This is a genomic window from Pseudomonas sp. PD9R (assembly GCF_019200975.1).
In the GTDB taxonomy this organism is placed as follows: domain Bacteria; phylum Pseudomonadota; class Gammaproteobacteria; order Pseudomonadales; family Pseudomonadaceae; genus Aquipseudomonas.
Genome location: NZ_JAHTMR010000012.1, coordinates 170,045 through 188,228, shown reverse-complemented (window position 1 = coordinate 188,228; position 18,184 = coordinate 170,045). Strand labels below are relative to the sequence as shown.

Genomic DNA, 18,184 nt, shown 5'->3' with positions numbered 1-18,184 from the left:
GCTCGGTCCACTCTCAACCGATAACAACAATGAGGTATGCCATGCGTGAAGTGGTGATCGTCGACAGCGTGCGGACCGGCCTGGCCAAATCCTTTCGCGGCAAATTCAACATGACCCGTCCTGACGACATGGCGGCGCATTGCGTCAACGCCTTGCTGACACGCACCGGCATCGATCCAGCCAGCGTCGAGGACTGTATTGTCGGGGCCGGTTCCAACGAAGGCGCCCAGGGGTTCAACATCGGTCGCAACGTCGCCGTGCTGTCGCGCTTGGGTATCGGCACCGCCGGCATGACTCTGAACCGTTTCTGTTCTTCGGGTTTGCAGGCGATCGCGATTGCCGCCAACCAGATTGCCTCTGGCTGCAGCGACATCATTGTCGCGGGTGGCGTCGAGTCCATCAGCCTGACCATGAAAAGTGTCAACACCGACAACCTGATCAACCCGCTGCTCAAGGAGCAGGTGCCGGGCATCTACTTTCCGATGGGCCAGACCGCCGAAATCGTCGCTCGTCGCTACAGCGTCAGCCGCGAAGAACAGGATCTGTACGCCCTGCAAAGTCAGCAGCGTACCGCTCAGGCTCAGGCCGCCGGGTTGTTCGATGATGAAATCGTGCCGATGGCGGTGAAATACCGGGTTGAGGACAAGGCCACCGGTCAGGTGCAGATTGTCGACGGCGTCGTGGATCGCGACGACTGCAACCGGCCTGATACCACACTGCAGAGTCTGGCCGGGTTGAATCCAGTGTTTGCCGAGGACGGTTCGGTCACCGCTGGCAACTCGTCGCAGCTGTCTGATGGCGCCTCCATGACGCTGGTGATGAGCCTGGAAAAAGCGCTGGAGCTGGGATTGAAACCCAAAGCGTTTTTCCGCGGTTTTACCGTGGCCGGTTGCGAGCCGGACGAGATGGGCATCGGCCCGGTGTTCTCGGTGCCGAGACTGCTGAAGGCCAAGGGTTTACAGATTGCCGACATCGGCCTGTGGGAACTCAACGAAGCGTTCGCCTCGCAATGCCTGTACGCGCGTAACCGACTGGAGATCGATAACGACAAGTACAACGTCAACGGCGGTTCGATTTCCATTGGTCACCCATTCGGCATGACCGGATCGCGGCAGGTCGGGCACATCGTTCGCGAGTTGCAGCGGCGCAATCTGCGTTACGGCATCGTGACGATGTGCGTGGGGGGCGGGATGGGCGCGACCGGGTTGTTTGAGGCGGTTCGTTAAGCCTCAAGTATTTTTGGTGGTTATTTAGATTGCTTTCGCGGGCAAGCCTCCCTCCTACAGGATTCAGCCGGTCCCGTAGGAGCGAGGCTTGCCCGCGAAGCAGTCAACCCGGTGAAGGATTAGTCCGCAACGATTGCATCCGCTCGATATAAGCCTGAACCTCGCGCAATGCTGCTTCCCTTTCAGCAAATGGCCCCTCCAGGGTGTTTTCCCGGGTGCTGAAATACAACTCCCCGTTCACCCGACATAACCGGTCACTGCGAAAGTGCGTGGCGGGGGCGTTGTCCTGGGCGCGCATGCCGTACATGGCAATCTCCTGCGGGATTTCTTTTATTGGATCCAACGAGCTTATGCATGAACCACTTGCAGCGCCCGGGCAGCCGATCAACGGCACATCGCCAATTTAATGAAGCGACCTGCACAGTTTCATTCACGCCCAGGCGCTAACTGTCCCTGTGTGCCACACGACGGTGCGCCTAGAATGACGGCTCTTGAAAATTGGCTTTGGGGTTCGCATGCACATTTCATCGGGTCGCTGGGTTTACGGTCTGTTCCTGGCCTTGCTGACCGCGCTGCTGTGGGGAATCCTGCCGATCAAACTCAAACAGGTGTTGCTGGTGATGGACCCGGTGACGGTCACCTGGTTTCGCCTGATGGTGTCCGGAGGCTGCCTGTTCATTTACCTGGCGGCGACCAGACGCCTGCCAAGTCGCAAAGTGCTCGGCCCGCGCGGTGGCTGGCTGGTGTTGATGGCGGTACTCGGCCTGGTGGGCAACTATGTTCTGTATCTGATGGGGTTGAATTTGCTCAGTCCCGGTACCGCCCAACTGGTGGTGCAGATGGGGCCGATCATGCTGCTGATCGCCAGTCTGTTTGTGTTCAAGGAACGCTTCAGTCTGGGGCAAGGGATTGGCTTGCTGGTGCTGCTGGTCGGCTTCGCGCTGTTTTTCAATCAGCGCCTGAGTGAACTGCTGACCTCGTTGACCGACTACACCGCTGGCGTACTGCTGGTGTTGCTGGCGTCCACGGTCTGGACTTTTTATGCCTTGGGGCAGAAACAATTGCTGACGGTGTGGAATTCGTTGCAGGTGATGATGGTGATTTACCTGTTCTGCGCGCTGTTGTTGACGCCGTGGGTGCATCCGCTGGAAGCGTTGCAACTCAACCCATTGCAAGGCTGGCTGCTGTTCGCATGCTGCATGAACACCCTGATCGCCTATGGCGCGTTTGCCGAAGCATTGGCCCATTGGGAAGCGTCCCGGGTCAGCGCGACGCTGGCGATCACGCCGTTGGTGACGTTCGCTGCCGTCGCCGTCGCCGCGTGGTGGTGGCCGGATTATGTGCATGCCGAGACGATCAATGGGTTGGGCTATGGCGGGGCGGTGCTGGTGGTGCTGGGGTCGGCGCTGGTGGCGTTGGGGCCGTCGTTGATCGCGGGGTTGAAAGCGCGTCGGATGCGGATGGCCTAAAGATCAAAAGATCGCAGCCTTCGGCAGCTCCTACAGGGGTACGTGTAGGGGTTGCCGCAGGCTGCGATCTTTTCACTTCACGGCAAAAATTACCCTTTGGCCCCAGCCTCCAACATATTCTCTGGCCTGACCCACGCATCAAACTCTTCATCGGTCAGGTATCCCAGCTGCAACGCTGCCGCCCGCAAGGTCAGCCCTTCGCTGTAAGCCTTTTTCGCAATCTCCGCCGATTTGTCGTAGCCAATGTGCGGATTCAACGCCGTTACCAGCATCAACCCTTGTTCCAGGTGTTCAGCCATTTTGCCGGCATCCGGTTCCAGGCCGGCGATGCAATGCTGCTGGAAGTTGCTGCAACCATCGCCGAGCAAACGGATCGATTGCAGCAGGTTGTGGATGATCACCGGTTTGAACACGTTCAGTTGCAAGTGCCCCTGACTCGCGGCGAAACCAATGGTGACGTCGTTGCCCAGCACTTGGCAGGCGAGCATCGACAACGCTTCGCACTGGGTTGGATTGACCTTGCCGGGCATGATCGAACTGCCCGGTTCGTTGGCCGGCAGTTTCACTTCGGCGAGACCAGCGCGTGGGCCGGAGCCCAACAGGCGCAGGTCGTTGGCGATTTTCATCAGGGTCACGGCGAGGGTTTTCAGCGCGCCGGATAAGGTGGTCAGCGGCTCGTGGCCGGCCAGCGCGGCGAATTTGTTCGGTGCGGTGATAAAGGGCAGGCCGGAGAGTGCAGCCAGCTCGGCGGCAATGGCTTCGCCGAAACCGTGGGGTGAATTCAGTCCGGTACCGACGGCGGTGCCGCCCTGAGCCAGTTCGTAAACCGCCGGCAGTGCGCTGCGGATCGCCCGCTCGGCGTAATCCAGTTGCGCGATGAACGCCGAGACTTCCTGGCCGAAAGTGATCGGCGTTGCGTCCATCATGTGCGTGCGACCGGTCTTGACCAGTTTCATATGGCGGGCCGACAGCTCAGCCAGGCCGCCCGACAGTTCGCTGATCGCCGGCAGCAAGTGATGCTGCACCGCTTGGGCGGCTGCGATGTGCATGGCAGTAGGGAAACAGTCGTTGGAACTCTGGGAGCGATTGACGTGATCGTTGGGGTGTACCGGGGACTTGCCGCCGCGCGGGTTGCCGGCCAGTTCGTTGGCGCGTCCGGCGATCACTTCGTTGACGTTCATGTTGCTTTGGGTGCCGCTGCCGGTTTGCCACACCACCAGGGGAAACTGATCGTCATGGTTGCCGTCGAGCACTTCATCGGCGGCCTGCTCGATCAGTCGGGCGATGTCGGCGGGCAAATCACCGTTGCGATCATTGACCCGGGCCGCAGCTTTCTTGATCAGCGCCAGGCTGTGCAGCACGGCCAAAGGCATGCGCTCATTGCCAATGGCGAAGTTAACCAGCGAGCGTTGCGTCTGAGCGCCCCAGTAGGCTTCATCCGGGACTTCAACCTGGCCAAGGCTGTCGGTTTCGATACGGCTCATCATGCACACTCCTGTAGGTCTGATAGCGCAGTTTAGGCCGTGATCGACGGCCGTGGTTCCATCTCTCTGGATTCTGCCCATTCAACCCCTCTAAATCAGGCGCGACAAGGCTTGGGGTTGAGTGACACACTTTTTTAGGCGCAGAATGGACGCCCTTGGGGTTTTACCTCGCCTGCTAGAAAAGGAAACTCGATGACTCGTCTTCGTGCCATCTGTACCGCGGTTGCATTGGTTTGTGCCAGCGGCCAGGTTTTTGCCGATACCGCCAGCCACAACGCCAGTGCCGAGGCTTTCCTGACCCTGGCGCATGCTGACAAATTGGGCACTCCGGTGTACATGCAAGTTCAGCAGATGTTCGCTCAGCGCTTCCAGCAAACCAAAGCCCCTGATTCGAAAAAAGCGGTACTCGAAACCTACCAGGCCAAGGCTAACGCCGCGCTGGACCAGGCCATTGGCTGGAACAAGCTGAAGCCAGACATGGTCAAGCTGTACACCACCAACTTCACCGAGTCCGAGCTCAAGGACCTGGTTGCCTTCTACCAGTCGCCACTGGGCAGGAAAGTCCTGGAAAAAATGCCGCAGCTGACCCAGCAATCGGCCCAGATGACTCAAGCCAAGCTGGAAAGCGCGGTGCCTGTGGTCAACAAGTTGCTGGCTGACATGACCGACGAGCTGACGCCGAAAGACGCAGCAGCGCCAGCCAAGAAAAAGCCTTAAGCGGAGTTGGGTATGACCATGCAACAACGCATCGAATCGACGCTGGGCCTGCTTCAGCCCCAGCATCTGCAGGTGCTGGATGAAAGCCACATGCACAGCCGCGGGTTGCAGACCCACTATAAGGCCGTGGTGGTCAGCGAACAGTTCGTCGGGCTCAACCGCGTCAAGCGTCATCAGAAAGTCTACGGCACACTGGGTGAGCTGATGGGCGAGTTCCATGCGTTGGCGCTGCATACCTATACCCCCGAGGAATGGGCGCAGATCGACGCGGCTCCGGCCTCGCCGACCTGTGCGGGCGGCAGCAAGCATTAAGATCAAAAGATCGCAGCCTGCGGCAGCTCCTGCATGGGAACGCATTCTCCTGTAGGAGCTGCCGCAGGCTGCGATCTTTTTTGTTAGACTGCACAACGCGCCGCTCACCCGGCGCGTTTTTTTTCGCATCCGGTTCACCCCTTACGAGGGTAGCCACCTGGAGATTTACCCATGACACAACAGATTGTCGTGGCGGCACTGTATAAGTTCGTCACCCTGGAAGATTACGTTGACCTGCGCGAGCCGCTGCTCAAGGCGATGGTCGACAACGGCATCAAAGGCACACTGCTGATCGCCGAAGAAGGCATCAACGGCACTGTGTCCGGCAGCCGTGAAGGTATCGACGGGCTGATGGCCTGGCTCAAGAACGACCCGCGCATGGACGACATCGATCATAAAGAGTCGTACTGCGACGATCAGCCCTTCTACCGTACCAAAGTCAAACTCAAGAAAGAAATCGTCACCCTTGGCGTCGAAGGCGTGGACCCGAACAAAAAGGTCGGCACCTACGTGGATCCGCAAGACTGGAACGCGCTGATCAACGATCCGGAAGTGCTGTTGATCGATACCCGTAACGACTATGAAGTGTCGATCGGCACCTTCGAAGGCGCGATCGATCCGAAAACCACCAGTTTTCGTGAATTCCCCGACTACATCAAAGCCAACTTCGACCCGGCCGTGCACAAGAAAGTCGCGATGTTCTGCACCGGCGGCATTCGTTGCGAAAAGGCATCGAGCTTCATGCTCAGCGAAGGCTTCGATGAGGTCTATCACCTCAAGGGCGGCATTCTGAAGTACCTCGAAGAGGTGCCGCAGGCGGAAACCAAATGGCAGGGCGACTGCTTCGTGTTCGATAACCGTGTGACGGTTCGCCACGATCTGAGCGAAGGTGACTACGATCAGTGCCACGCCTGCCGCACGCCTATCAGCATCGAAGACCGCGCGTCCGAGCATTACGTGGCCGGTATCAGTTGCCCGCATTGCTGGGACAAACTGAGCGAGAAAACCCGTCGCAGTGCCATTGATCGGCAAAAGCAGATCGAACTGGCCAAGGCGCGCAACTTGCCTCATCCGATCGGCTACAACTACAAGCAAATCACCTCCGAGGCTTGAATCATGTCTGCATGCCGCCTGCTCTATGTGATGGACCCGATGTGTTCCTGGTGCTGGGGCTTTGCTCCGGTGGCTAACGCGCTGGTCGAGCAGGCGCAGGCAGCCGGTGTGGACGTGCATCTGGTGGTGGGCGGCTTGCGCACCGGCAGTGGCGCGGCCCTTGAACCGACCACCCGGCGCTACATTCTTGAGCACTGGCAGGCGGTCACCGAGGCCACCGGCCAGCCGTTCAAACGGGAAGGGGCATTGCCTGAGGGATTTGTCTACGACACCGAGCCTGCCTGTCGGGCGCTGGTGACGGCGCGCAACCTGGCGCCGGATTGTGCGTGGAAGTTGCTCGGGCTCATTCAGCATGCGTTTTACGCCGAAGGCCGCGACGTTACTCACGCCAGCGTTCTGGTCGAATTGGCGGAGCAGGCCGGTCTGCCGCGTATCGAATTCGCCGCTGCGTTTGACCGTGCCGATACGCACACCGCCACCTCTGCCGATTTTACCTGGGTCCAGGACCTGGGTATCGCCGGTTTCCCGACCCTGCTGGCTGAGCGCAATGGTCAATTGGCACTGCTGACCAATGGCTATCAGCCGCTCAGTGTGCTGTCTCCGCTACTCGGCCGCTGGCTGGAGCGCGCGGCCTGTGCATGACCTGCCTGACGACGCCCCCAACGCAAAGCGTGTCGACCGGCTGAGCTGGGCGGAAATCCGTCGCCTGGCCCTGCATCACAAGAAATCCCTGTGGATCGCCAACGGCGTGGCCGTATTGGCGACCCTGTGCAGTGTGCCAATTCCCTTGCTCTTGCCGTTGCTGGTAGACGAAGTGTTGCTGGGCCACGGTGACGCTGCACTCAAAGTCATGAACCATGCGCTGCCGGATGTCTGGCAGAAAGCGGCCGGTTACATCGGCCTGATGTTGCTGGTGACCCTGACGCTGCGCTGCGCGGCCCTGCTGTTCAACGTGGTGCAGGCGCGGTTGTTCGCGGCGCTGGCCAAGGACATCGTGTACCGCATTCGTATCCGCCTGATCGAGCGGCTCAAGCGTATCTCGCTCGGGGAATATGAAAGCCTGGGCAGCGGTACGGTGACTACGCACCTGGTCACAGACCTGGATACGCTGGACAAATTCGTCGGCGAAACCCTCAGCCGTTTCCTCGTGGCCATGCTGACGCTGGTGGGCACCGCGGGCATTCTGATGTGGATGCACTGGAAACTGGCGTTGCTGATCCTGCTGTTCAACCCGCTGGTGATCTACGCCACGGTGCAGTTGGGCAAGCGGGTCAAGCACCTGAAAAAACTCGAGAACGACAGCACCTCGCGCTTCACCCAGGCGTTGACCGAAACCCTCGATGCGATCCAGGAGGTTCGTGCCGGTAACCGTCAGGGGTTTTTCCTTGGGCGTTTGGGGCTGCGTGCCAGGGAAGTACGCGATTACGCAGTGAGTTCGCAATGGAAAACCGATGCCTCGAACCGGGCCAGTGGTTTGCTGTTCCAGTTCGGTATCGATATTTTTCGTGCCGCGGCCATGCTTACGGTGTTGTTTTCCGACCTGTCCATCGGCCAGATGCTCGCCGTGTTCAGCTACTTGTGGTTCATGATCGGTCCGGTTGAACAGCTGCTGAATCTGCAATATGCCTATTACGCCGCCGGTGGTGCGCTGTCGCGAATCAATGAGCTGCTGTCCCGCGCCGATGAGCCGGAGTACCCGAAGGGTGTCGATCCGTTCATTGGTCGCGAGACCGTAGGCATCGAAGTTCAGGGTTTGAGTTTCGGCTACGGCGACGAGCTGGTGTTGAGTCAGATGAATCTTTCCATTGCCCCCGGTGAAAAAGTCGCGATTGTCGGCGCCAGTGGTGGCGGCAAAAGCACGCTGGTGCAGTTGCTGCTTGGCCTTTACACACCGCTGGCCGGGACCATCCGTTTCGGCGGTTCGACCCAACAGGAAATCGGACTGGAAACGGTGCGGGAAAACGTCGCCGTGGTCCTGCAGCATCCGGCATTGTTCAACGATACGGTTCGGGCCAACCTGACCATGGGCCGCGAACGCAGCGACGAGGCTTGTTGGCAGGCGCTGGAAATCGCCCAGTTGCACGCCACGATTCGCGAGTTGCCCAACGGTCTGGATAGCGTCGTCGGGCGTTCTGGCGTGCGCTTGTCCGGCGGTCAGCGGCAACGCCTGGCGATTGCGCGGATGGTGCTGGCTGAACCGAAAGTGGTGATTCTCGATGAAGCCACTTCCGCGCTAGATGCTGCCACTGAATACAACCTGCATCAGGCACTCGCGCGTTTCCTCAGTCATCGAACCACGCTGATCATTGCCCATCGTCTTTCCGCCGTTAAACAGGCTGATCGTGTATTGGTGTTCGACGGCGGGCAAATTGCCGAAGATGGCGACCACCAGCAACTGATTGCTGATGGCGGTTTGTATGCAAAGCTTTATGGGCATTTGCAGCAGCACTGAGTACACGCACTTACTTCCAGGACATTTACTTCCAGGCGACGTCCAGTGCATTTGGGCTGCCGTCATAGCTGAACTGCTTCATGACCACCGAACATGAGTCACAGGGTGCCATGGTGGTGGCGATCGTGATGGACTCAAGATCTTTCGAGTCAGGATATTTGGCTCGTATTACGCTGACGAGCTTGCTCTCGGTATCCAGCGATGTGGGTCGAGAGGTGAGCGCAGGCGAGTAGGTTTCAATGTTGTCGATGGTATGAGGGATTGCCTGCAACTTGCCTTGAGGTGTCACGTGGAGTGCCGTCTGCGGGAAGCGAACACCCTGATCGATATTGATGTAGGTAGCGGTGCCGACTTTTACCTCTCTGGTACTTTTGTGTTTGGCAAACAACGGCAGGTAATCAGTGTCACCCTTACTGCCGGACACGCTGACATACACTTCATGTACGCCGGATTTTGTTTTGATTTCAGCAAACGCAATGTTCCTGGGGCCGTGTACGCGCTGACGTTTTGCCGTGCCTATCAGGCGTTGCAATTGCATCATCGTGTCGTCGATTCTCAACGCCTTGGGTCCGGATTGCGTCGATGATTCGACGGTGATGACTTTTTTCGCGAACAGGTTGTTGAAGATTTCTGCGGTGGTTTCGCGCACGTTGTCGGGCGCAGCCTTGGACAGCGACCAGGTTGCGGCGCCATCGGTGGAAGCCCGGACAATCATTCGCGTGGAGTGATCGAACAACACGGCCTCCGCCGGGCTGGTATCGACCTTGAGCCATTTGAGCGTTTCGGGTGGATTGGCATGTCCACCGATTGGAATCGCAATCTCATTCATGGCTTTCAATGCTCGCTCGACAGACGCCTGACCGTGGATTCGGACCATGTTGTTGGCATTAAGTGAACCGGTGTAGACCACCAGCAACTCTTTTTTCACTTCGGCATGGAGAGTGTCGGCTTTCTTGAAGGTCAGTCTGTCGTACACGCTTTGTCCCTTTACACGCTCGGCCACGTAAAAGTCGCCGGCATTCAAACGCATGAACACATAGTGTTTGCTCCCGTCCGCTGCCTCCACGAGGATGACGCCTGCGCTCACGGTATCGACCAACGGTTGCCCCGCAACGGGCATGCTGACCTTGGCGCGTCCATAGATTCCTTTTTGAAACTCCATCGTGGCTTCTAGCGTCGAGTGCGCGCGCAGCCCGCTGATCCGCATTGCAGCTCTGCCGGTAGCCGGTGTGTAAATAACATCTCCAAACCAGGGAGCCCAACCTTTGGTCGTATCGAAACTACCGATGTCGGGAGTGGGGGCCGGGTCGCGAACGACATAGCTTGTTTTGCACAGCTGTTTGCCGGGCGTACGCGGTACTCGACAGGGAATAGCCTTATAGGTGTCATCAGTCAGTTCAGCGCGGCGCAGCGTGCCGTTCTTTAGTCGGTAAGGCTGGTCGTCGATGAACAGAGTTGTTCTGCCATCGACTTCAAGCACTTCCCGAACGCGGCTGTTATCAGCGAGTTCGACAATGACCTGTCGATTGCTGTTTTCCAGCGTGTGATAGCGCGAACGTCCCAACGACAGTCCGCCTGAATGGGTTGTGAGTGACGGGCCATAAGGTTTGGACGATAACGGATCGATCAGGCGGTAATTGGCTTTGCCTGTAGAAGCAATGTTGCGCACGGGCACGTCGTCGATCCCTCTGATCGTCGCCAGTTGGTCACCGCTCACCCATGGTCTCCATCGACCGCCATCGTTCATCTGCGGCAGGCTTTGGACAAAGTCATAGTGCCCGGCTTTGCCCGTCAATTCCTGAAGTCTGAAAATGGCAGTTCTGCCCAGCCTCAATCCTCTGCCTCCCAACGCCCGAAGCAGCGTAACGACACCATCAATCGGGTTGAGAGCCTGAACCGTCAGAATCAGCAGTTCTTTGGAGAGTGATGCAAATACGGGCAGTCTGGCGCGCAAGGTCAGGCGGCTTGCATTGCTGAGCAGCTTGATTGACCCCGAGGTAAATTTGCCGATCGGTTGCGCAAACGAAAGCAGGTCGGTAAACAGGCCGAATGCACCATTGATCAAGCGTGTTCTGTCGCCGGAAGCCACGTCTTCGACACTTTTCCAGAATGGGACGAACATTTTGCCGATTTCCAGTGCCTTATCATGCAAGGCTTGTTCACGTTCGAACTCCGTTCGCCCGTAGGCAGCGGAGCGAAGTTTTTCAGGGTCGACAAATAGCAGTTGGGTGGCAATGAATTTGCTGATTGCTGCACAACGACTCGACGATATCGACAGCGGAACATTTTCCGAGCGACCTTCGAGCGGCACCGCGATAAATTTTTCACCTAGCTGTTCGATGATCGCCTGGCAACTCGCATCCTGTTTCGGCACGTTTGCATTCGCATGGGCGTCCCAATCAAACGGTATGCTCTTATGACGTCGTACCGAAACGGCAACGGTCGATTTAGCCAAGCGCCATTGTTCGGACTTCAGATCCCCCCCGAACTGCTCAGCGTCTGGATTGGCGATACGGCGTATCACACCTGCCCGCGGGAGCAGTTCGTAAGTCGTTGTCAGGTTATTGAAGGTTGATTGCACAATCAGGCCGTTGCGCGCCCGCAGAGGCAAGATGATTTCAGCCGTTTCGTTTTGCGCTTCTATCCCTTGGGTTTCTTTCCTCAGGCTATAGATGCGCAGTTCGCCCCACTCAAGCGACTGACGGTCGGAAAACGCAAGCGATGCTAGCAAGCTTTGGATCAGTGTTTGATAGGAGGTGGTCAGCGATTGCAAATGGAGTTTGAATTGCCGATCAAACTGTGCCGGGATATCGGGTAGGGTGCCGGTAGGAGGGCCCACCATAAGGTCCCACCATCGAGAGGATGATATTGATCGATTCTTGTCTATGCGGACCCAACGTTGACTCGGTTCACCGTCGAGTGTCGTTGTATTCCATGGTTCTAGATCATCGAATTTGCCGGATGCCAGGACGTCGACAGCCGAGTAGTAGTCATACTCCTTGCCTTTGAGCGTTGGCACGCTATTCCAGCGGATGGTTTCGATTCGCTTCCTCGTTAGTTTTCTCCCATCCGAAAAAAAATCTTTGCCAAAGAGTTTTTCCACCGCAGATTTCGCCATGGATAGTCGCTTGGGCGGCTCTTCATTGAGTCGAGTGATTGCTTCAGTGAGGGCTGTCGAGTGATTGTCCAGTTCGGTTAGCGCCAGCTCAATTTCGTCCTGTACGTAGGTTTCATGGCGTTTTCGGGTAATGATGCCTTGGGTTTGGGCCCAGTCCAAAGCCGGAAGCAACCGTGCCAGGCTGATCTCATTGAGCCCATCGGAAGTGGCTCCGAGAGACCGTTGCAGGGGCAGATCTACCAACTGCTGGAAAGTCATTCTGCTCAATGCTCCTGGATCGCCGGCATTGATCAGATTCACACCATTCAGAAAATTCACCCAGACCAGAGAGCTTCTATACGGAAGATCAGTCGGGATATTGCTGACACGAAACTCGATGGGAAACTGGCCCAGAAACAACCTTGCAATAACAATCGCCTCTTTCTCCGACGCTGCCCGTTTTGATGTGAGCAGGTGGGTTTCGAATTCCTTCCAGATCGCCTGATAACTCTTGCCCCAGTGTGAATGAGACTGCCAGTCAAAACCGGCGATTCCTTCGGGGTGCTCGGTCGTCGGCGATTTCAGCCAGATCTGCAATGCATTGGCGACTACTTTGGTGCGGATCTGAGGTGATGTCTCTTCGCCTGTTTTCCCTCCATACCAATCCATGACCGACAGTAAGGTCGTTGCGAGCTCCTCGGCTTGGGGGCTCTGAAGGATTTTCTGCAAATAAACCGCTGGTGTTGCCCGTACCTGTGCATAGGTGGCTGAGGGGAGAATATCTTGGGCGAAATAGGTCAGTGGGGAGGCACTTCCCTGCGGCAAAAATGTACTGATTGTGTCGACTGCCTCCCTGGCAATTATTTGGGCCTGCAATGCCTGTTTGTCGACTTGGGAAGAGGTGGAGGAGGCAGACTGGACGGCTTGAAATACCTCGTGATCTTTTTGGGTGGGATGGCGCTTCAGGTCGAGAACGTTGAAGTCGTCCTCCAGGCTCAAACGATAGCTGGCGATCTTGTCTTCGACAGTAGCGATGGCAGCCTTGTTGGCGGCAGTGTCTGCCGGGTCCCAAGGCGTAAGACCGTAGAACGCGGCAATGCCGGGCAGACTGACGAGCCGGTCATAGCGAATTTGCCCACCCATTAACGCAGCGGATTTTTCAATCCGGTCGGTGAGTGCTTGCAAATGTGCACACTCGCACATCGGCAAGACGATCTTTTCTTCACTGCCACGATTTGAGGTCTCATAGACGTAGGTTCCGTCCTTGAGGGTGACAATCAGAAAATGCGGGGAGACCTTGTATGTTTTGCACAACTCCAGATAGTCGGTATTTTTCAGTAACTGCTGCAAGGCCTCATGACCCACTTCGTTCTCCTGGTCCAACGGGGAGAAAGTACGAGGCCTGAGTACGGTTTGCCTGAATTGGGAAATCGATCCGGTTTCGGCACGCATGAAGGACAGCAACAGTTCGTAGTCCCCCAATTGGCTTTGATACACCTGAGTCGCGGACGGGGACGAGTCGTGGTTGCTGGCTTCAACAGGGCTCAAAAGTGTTGATTGCATGGTGTGCCTTCTCATGATTCGTTGTTTCGAATGGTTTTCGTGCTGTTACACGTCATCGATTACAACGAGCCATGGGAAAAGCCGTGCGGTACATAATTACTGCGAAGAAAATATCTTTCCTCCGAGCGTGATCATTGAGTGTGGCGTGCGTCTATTTGAAAGGGTTGGTTCACGTGAGACAGGAGGTTCGTACTTGCCGGGAGTACGAACGCACCCTAGTCTAGCTACAGCCATTTCGTCCGGAAGACGATCAAGTAGTGCTAATGCAAGGGACCTCATGAATCAAACGCGGACACTCGGAACGCCACGGTTGTTGGGCATCGTCTGGCCATTTATCGCCGTCGTGTTGTTTCAAGCCTTGTTGGGCGGCGTTAGCCTTTACGTGCTGTCGGCGGTCCGCGGCTATGTCGCCGGTGAAAGCCTGTGGTCCAAGGGCCAGAAAGACGCCATCTACTACCTCAATCTTTACGCAGACAGTCGTGACGAGTCGATTTTTCTCAAATACCAGAGCGCGATTGCCGTGCCCCAGGGCGGTCACGAGTTGCGTGTGGCACTGGATCACCAACCACCGAATATAGAGGCCGCGCGCGCGGCGATCCTTAAGGGTGGCAACCACCCGGATGACGTTTCCAGCCTGATCTGGCTGTACTTGAATTTCCGGCACTTCAGTTATCTCGAAAAAGCCATCGATCTGTGGACGGTAGGTGACGCGTATCTGGTCAAGCTCGATGACGTCGCGCAGGACATGCATCAACACATCACGGCCACCCCGGCCTCGGATGCCGACATCAAACGCTGGAAGGCGCAGATTTTCGCGATCAACGATGAAGTGACGCCAGCGGCGAAAGCCTTCAGCGATGCCCTGGGTGAAGGTTCGCGGGTCATTCTTCGGCTGCTGCTGTTGACCAACCTCGCGACCGCCCTGGGCTTGATTGCATTGGCCTTGATGCGTACGCATAAGCTGCTCAAACAACGCCACGCCTTCGCCGACGCGCTGCAACTGGAGAAAGACCGGGCGCAGATCACCTTGCAATCGATTGGCGATGGCGTGATTACCACGGATGTCGAAGGCGCGATTGCCTACATGAATCCGGCCGCCGAGGCGTTGACCCACTGGAAGGCCGAGCAGGCGACGGGATTGCCGTTGGCAGCGCTGTTCAATCTGCTGGATGAGAATGCCCAGAGCGATGGTTTTACTTTGATCGAACGCATTTTGAGCGGTCAGCTCAGCGGTGGCAGCGAACATTCCAAGTTGATCCAGCGCCTGGACGGCAGCACCGTTTCGGTGACGCTGGTGGGGGCGCCGATCAGCAATGCCGGCAAGGTCAGCGGCACCGTACTCGTGCTGCATGACATGACCCAGGAACGGCAATACATTGCGAATCTGTCCTGGCAGGCCACCCATGACGCTCTGACCGGGCTGGCCAACCGTCGCGAGTTCGAATTCCGTCTGGAGCAGGCGCTGCACACTCTGGGGCGGCAGACGGGGCGTCATGCCCTGATGTTTCTCGATCTCGATCAATTCAAACTGGTCAACGACACCTGCGGCCATGCGGCAGGTGATGAGTTGCTACGGCATATCTGCGCGCTGCTGCAATCCGGGCTGCGAGAGGGCGATACCCTGGCCCGGTTGGGTGGCGACGAGTTCGGCATCCTGCTGGAAAATTGTGGGCCGGACGCGGCGGAAAAAATTGCCGAGAGCCTGCGTCAGACCGTGCAAAACCTGCACTTCGTCTGGAAGGGCCGGCCATTCGTGACCACCGTCAGTATTGGCCTGGTGCATGTCGCGCAGAATCCCACCACCCTTGAAGCCTCGCTGCGCGCTGCCGACATGGCTTGCTACATGGCCAAGGAAAAAGGCCGCAACCGGGTCCAGGTCTATCACCCGGACGATTCGGAACTGTCACTGCGCTTTGGCGAAATGGCCTGGGTACAACGCCTGCACATGGCGCTGGAAGAAGATCGTTTTTGCCTGTATGCCCAGGAAATCGCCCCGCTTGGCCATACCGAACAGGGCAGTGGGCATATCGAAATCCTGTTGCGCCTGCATGACGAAGCCGGTCGCATGATCCTGCCCGACAGCTTTATTCCGGCAGCCGAACGCTATGGCCTGATGACCTCGCTTGACCGTTGGGTGGTGCAGAATGTATTCAAGATCATTGCCCAGTGCCGAGCCGAAAAGCGCCAGGGGCCGCTGGCGATGTGTGCGATCAATCTGTCGGGTACTACCATCGGCGATGAGGCGTTCCTGGACTTCCTGCGTGAGCAGTTCGTTACATATTCAATTCCGGCTGAAATGATTTGTTTTGAAATTACTGAAACCAGCGCTATTTCCAATCTTGGCAGTGCGATCAGATTCATTAATGAACTCAAAGGCTTAGGTTGTCATTTTTCGCTGGACGATTTTTGCGCCGGTATGTCCTCATTCGCTTACCTGAAACATTTGCCTGTAGACTTCCTGAAGATCGACGGGAGTTTTGTAAAGGATATGCTGGACGACCCGATTAACCGCGCCATGGTCGAGGTGATCAATCACATCGGGCATGTCATGGGTAAGCGTACGATTGCCGAGTTTGTCGAGACGCCTCAAATCGAACAGGCATTGCTGGAAATAGGGGTGGATTACGCTCAAGGGTATGTCATAGAACGCCCGCAACTGTTTACCTGCGATAGCTTGCAAAGTCGTCCTGCCAGGCCTCAACCTTTGTTATTCAAGGCACCTGGCACGTTCCGTTGAAATCTCTTGCTGATCCTAACAATCACAATCAAAAGGAGCCCGACAGTGATCGACACATTCAGCCGAACCGGACCACTCATGGAAGCTGCAAGTTATCCGGCCTGGGCCCAGCGCCTGATCCAGGACTGCAGCGAGAGCAAGCGCCGGGTTGTCGAACACGAACTGTATCAGCGCATGCGTGACAACAAGCTCAGTGCAAAGACCATGCGTCAGTACCTGATTGGTGGCTGGCCGGTGGTCGAACAGTTCGCGTTATACATGGCACAAAACCTCACTAAAACCCGTTTTGCCCGTCATCCCGGCGAAGACATGGCGCGTCGCTGGCTGATGCGCAATATCCGCGTCGAATTGAACCACGCCGATTACTGGGTTAACTGGAGCCGTGCTCACGGTGTCAGCCTGGAAGATCTGCAGGCGCAACAGGTTGCGCCTGAACTTCACGCCCTGAGCCATTGGTGCTGGCACACCAGTTCGGCGGACTCGCTGATCGTGGCCATCGCCGCCACCAACTACGCCATTGAAGGCGCGACCGGGGAGTGGTCGGCGCTGGTCTGTTCCAATGGTGTCTACGCGGCGGCATTCCCCGAGGAAGACCGCAAGCGAGCGATGAAGTGGCTGAAGATGCATGCCCAGTATGACGATGCCCATCCGTGGGAAGCGCTGGAAATCATCTGCACCCTGGCGGGCCTGAACCCGAGCAAATCGCTGCAGGAAGAATTGCGTTCGGCGGTGTGCAAGAGCTATGACTACATGTTCCTTTTCCTGGAACGCTGCATGCAACTGGAGCACGCGGAAAAGGCACCGGTAGCCCGTGAACGAGTGGCGGTACTGGCCGAGAGCTGATCCAACGGCAACACAAACCAAATGTGGGAGCGAGCCTGCTCGCGATAGCTGTTTAACATTCGCCGAATAGGGTGAATGACAGATAGCAATCGCGAGCAGGCTCGCTCCCACATTGTTTTGTATTGTGATTGAAAGCTCAGCCCGCCATCGTCAACCGGTTTCGCCCCTCGCGCTTGGCCACATACAACGCGTTATCAGCTCTTCGCAACAGGCTCTCGACAGATTCGCCGGGCAACAAGGTCGAGCAGCCGAGGCTGACTGTCAGCCCAATCACACGGCCATCGGCCAGAAAATCCTCGGCCTGCGCCGCAACCCGCAGTCGCTCACCGACCAAAGCCGCTGCTTCCCGGGTGGTGTTGGACAGCAGGATCAGGAATTCTTCGCCTCCATAGCGAAACACCATGTCCACGTTGCGCAACTGTCCCTTGATCGAGGCGGCAACGGCCTTCAACACATCATCGCCAGCGCTATGACCGTGGGTGTCGTTGATCTGCTTGAAGTGATCGATGTCCAGCATCAACAATGACAACGGTTGCAGGTGGCGCCGTGACAGCTCGATTTCGCGCTGTAACGTCTGGTCCATGGCGATGCGGTTACCGGTGTCCGTCAGCGGATCACGCAATGCACTTTGGGTGGCGGTGCGGTAAAGCAAGGTGTTACGCATCGGGTACAGCAGAGAGGCCAGCAGGGATTCGAGGTTGCCCTGTTCCTGCTCGGAGAAACGCTGATTGCGACGAAACACCAGCTCACCGAGGTGCTCGCCTTCGTGGCTGAGGTTGTAGCTGATCGAGTGGTGGCCGCGCTGGCCGAATTCCAGGCGCAAATCGCTGCTCTTGTGCTGATAGCTCAAGGCGTCGAGTGGAACAAGTCGTTGAATTTCACGGAAGAACAACCCGAGAATGCGTTGTGGCTCAAGACTGGTTTGCAGCTGCATGCTCAGTTGCTGGCGCAATTGCGCAAGACTCAGAGGCCGTTCCAGAGTCGGTTGCTGCTGACCAAAGCCCAGGCGTTGCAATTTGGCACTATCGAAGTCAATTGCGTTGGTCTGGGAAGGTGATTTCATATGGCATGCGCCCCTGAGCAGTAAGGCTGTCTTACAAGCTGGGTGAGAGCGGCTTTGGGCTGCGCGTCATACTGGTCCGTCAGTCCCGTAGGACATATCGCACAAGTC

At 57.2% G+C, this 18,184-nt stretch carries 13 protein-coding genes; 9 read left to right on the top strand and 4 right to left on the bottom strand.

Annotated elements, in window-relative coordinates; genetic code table 11:
- The first annotated feature begins 41 nt into the window (after positions 1–41).
- Entirely contained in the window at positions 42–1,226 is a 1,185-nt protein-coding gene (locus KUF73_RS22210) for a thiolase family protein (RefSeq protein WP_218440163.1), read from the top strand.
- Between the two features lie 103 nt (positions 1,227–1,329).
- Here the strand turns inward: KUF73_RS22210 and KUF73_RS22205 are convergent, their stop codons facing one another.
- Positions 1,330–1,533: a DUF6316 family protein gene (locus tag KUF73_RS22205; protein ID WP_218440162.1), complete on the bottom strand. Its 204-nt coding sequence runs from the start codon at positions 1,531–1,533 to the stop codon at positions 1,330–1,332.
- Positions 1,534–1,741: 208 nt separating this feature from the next.
- Here KUF73_RS22205 and KUF73_RS22200 point away from each other — a divergent pair, with 208 nt between their 5' ends.
- Complete coding sequence (locus KUF73_RS22200; protein ID WP_218440161.1) at positions 1,742–2,695, top strand: DMT family transporter; 954 nt, start codon at positions 1,742–1,744, stop codon at positions 2,693–2,695.
- An 89-nt stretch (positions 2,696–2,784) separates the two neighbouring features.
- Here the strand turns inward: KUF73_RS22200 and KUF73_RS22195 are convergent, their stop codons facing one another.
- Entirely contained in the window at positions 2,785–4,179 is a 1,395-nt protein-coding gene (locus tag KUF73_RS22195; protein WP_218440160.1) for a class II fumarate hydratase, read from the bottom strand.
- A gap of 192 nt (positions 4,180–4,371) precedes the next feature.
- On the opposite strand from KUF73_RS22195, the gene KUF73_RS22190 reads away from it, so the two are divergent.
- The 5 genes from KUF73_RS22190 to KUF73_RS22170 all read left to right on the top strand — a co-directional run bounded on the left by KUF73_RS22190 (position 4,372) and on the right by KUF73_RS22170 (position 8,773).
- Positions 4,372–4,896, top strand: a complete 525-nt coding sequence (locus KUF73_RS22190; protein ID WP_218440159.1) for a DUF2059 domain-containing protein — start codon at positions 4,372–4,374, stop codon at positions 4,894–4,896.
- A 12-nt stretch (positions 4,897–4,908) separates the two neighbouring features.
- Positions 4,909–5,208, top strand: coding sequence for a BolA family transcriptional regulator (locus KUF73_RS22185; protein WP_218440158.1), 300 nt, complete (start codon positions 4,909–4,911; stop codon positions 5,206–5,208).
- A gap of 171 nt (positions 5,209–5,379) precedes the next feature.
- Positions 5,380–6,321, top strand: coding sequence for a rhodanese-related sulfurtransferase (locus tag KUF73_RS22180; protein WP_218440157.1), 942 nt, complete (start codon positions 5,380–5,382; stop codon positions 6,319–6,321).
- Between the two features lie 3 nt (positions 6,322–6,324).
- Positions 6,325–6,963 (top strand): DsbA family protein, encoded by a 639-nt coding sequence (locus KUF73_RS22175; RefSeq protein ID WP_218440156.1) that lies wholly within the window; start codon positions 6,325–6,327, stop codon positions 6,961–6,963.
- Entirely contained in the window at positions 6,956–8,773 is a 1,818-nt protein-coding gene (locus KUF73_RS22170; protein WP_218440155.1) for an ABC transporter ATP-binding protein, read from the top strand. The genes KUF73_RS22175 and KUF73_RS22170 overlap by 8 nt, the downstream gene beginning before the upstream one ends.
- 25 nt (positions 8,774–8,798) lie before the next feature.
- Here the strand turns inward: KUF73_RS22170 and KUF73_RS22165 are convergent, their stop codons facing one another.
- Positions 8,799–13,433, bottom strand: a complete 4,635-nt coding sequence (locus KUF73_RS22165; RefSeq protein WP_218440154.1) for a deaminase domain-containing protein — start codon at positions 13,431–13,433, stop codon at positions 8,799–8,801.
- 277 nt (positions 13,434–13,710) lie between these two features.
- Between KUF73_RS22165 and KUF73_RS22160 the strand changes: the two genes are divergently transcribed.
- Together KUF73_RS22160 and KUF73_RS22155 are read left to right on the top strand one after the other, a co-directional pair.
- Positions 13,711–16,170 carry an EAL domain-containing protein gene (locus KUF73_RS22160; RefSeq protein ID WP_218440153.1) on the top strand — a complete coding sequence of 820 codons (2,460 nt, stop codon included), beginning with the start codon at positions 13,711–13,713 and terminating at the stop codon, positions 16,168–16,170.
- A 45-nt stretch (positions 16,171–16,215) separates the two neighbouring features.
- Positions 16,216–17,013 carry a TenA family transcriptional regulator gene (locus KUF73_RS22155; protein ID WP_218440152.1) on the top strand — a complete coding sequence of 266 codons (798 nt, stop codon included), beginning with the start codon at positions 16,216–16,218 and terminating at the stop codon, positions 17,011–17,013.
- Positions 17,014–17,149: 136 nt separating this feature from the next.
- Here KUF73_RS22155 and KUF73_RS22150 read toward each other — a convergent pair whose 3' ends face one another.
- Entirely contained in the window at positions 17,150–18,076 is a 927-nt protein-coding gene (locus tag KUF73_RS22150) for a GGDEF domain-containing protein (protein ID WP_218440151.1), read from the bottom strand.
- Positions 18,077–18,184 lie beyond the last annotated feature (108 nt).

Excerpts from the sequence above, each read along its gene's own strand:
- KUF73_RS22210 (WP_218440163.1), top strand. The coding sequence starts at position 42 with ATGCGTGAAGTGGTGATCGTCGACAGCGTGCGGACCGGCCTGGCCAAA.
- KUF73_RS22205 (WP_218440162.1), bottom strand. The coding sequence starts at position 1,533 with ATGTACGGCATGCGCGCCCAGGACAACGCCCCCGCCACGCACTTTCGC.
- KUF73_RS22200 (WP_218440161.1), top strand. The coding sequence starts at position 1,742 with ATGCACATTTCATCGGGTCGCTGGGTTTACGGTCTGTTCCTGGCCTTG.
- KUF73_RS22195 (WP_218440160.1), bottom strand. The coding sequence starts at position 4,179 with ATGAGCCGTATCGAAACCGACAGCCTTGGCCAGGTTGAAGTCCCGGAT.
- KUF73_RS22190 (WP_218440159.1), top strand. The coding sequence starts at position 4,372 with ATGACTCGTCTTCGTGCCATCTGTACCGCGGTTGCATTGGTTTGTGCC.
- KUF73_RS22185 (WP_218440158.1), top strand. The coding sequence starts at position 4,909 with ATGACCATGCAACAACGCATCGAATCGACGCTGGGCCTGCTTCAGCCC.
- KUF73_RS22180 (WP_218440157.1), top strand. The coding sequence starts at position 5,380 with ATGACACAACAGATTGTCGTGGCGGCACTGTATAAGTTCGTCACCCTG.
- KUF73_RS22175 (WP_218440156.1), top strand. The coding sequence starts at position 6,325 with ATGTCTGCATGCCGCCTGCTCTATGTGATGGACCCGATGTGTTCCTGG.
- KUF73_RS22165 (WP_218440154.1), bottom strand. The coding sequence starts at position 13,433 with ATGCAATCAACACTTTTGAGCCCTGTTGAAGCCAGCAACCACGACTCG.
- KUF73_RS22160 (WP_218440153.1), top strand. The coding sequence starts at position 13,711 with ATGAATCAAACGCGGACACTCGGAACGCCACGGTTGTTGGGCATCGTC.
- KUF73_RS22150 (WP_218440151.1), bottom strand. The coding sequence starts at position 18,076 with ATGAAATCACCTTCCCAGACCAACGCAATTGACTTCGATAGTGCCAAA.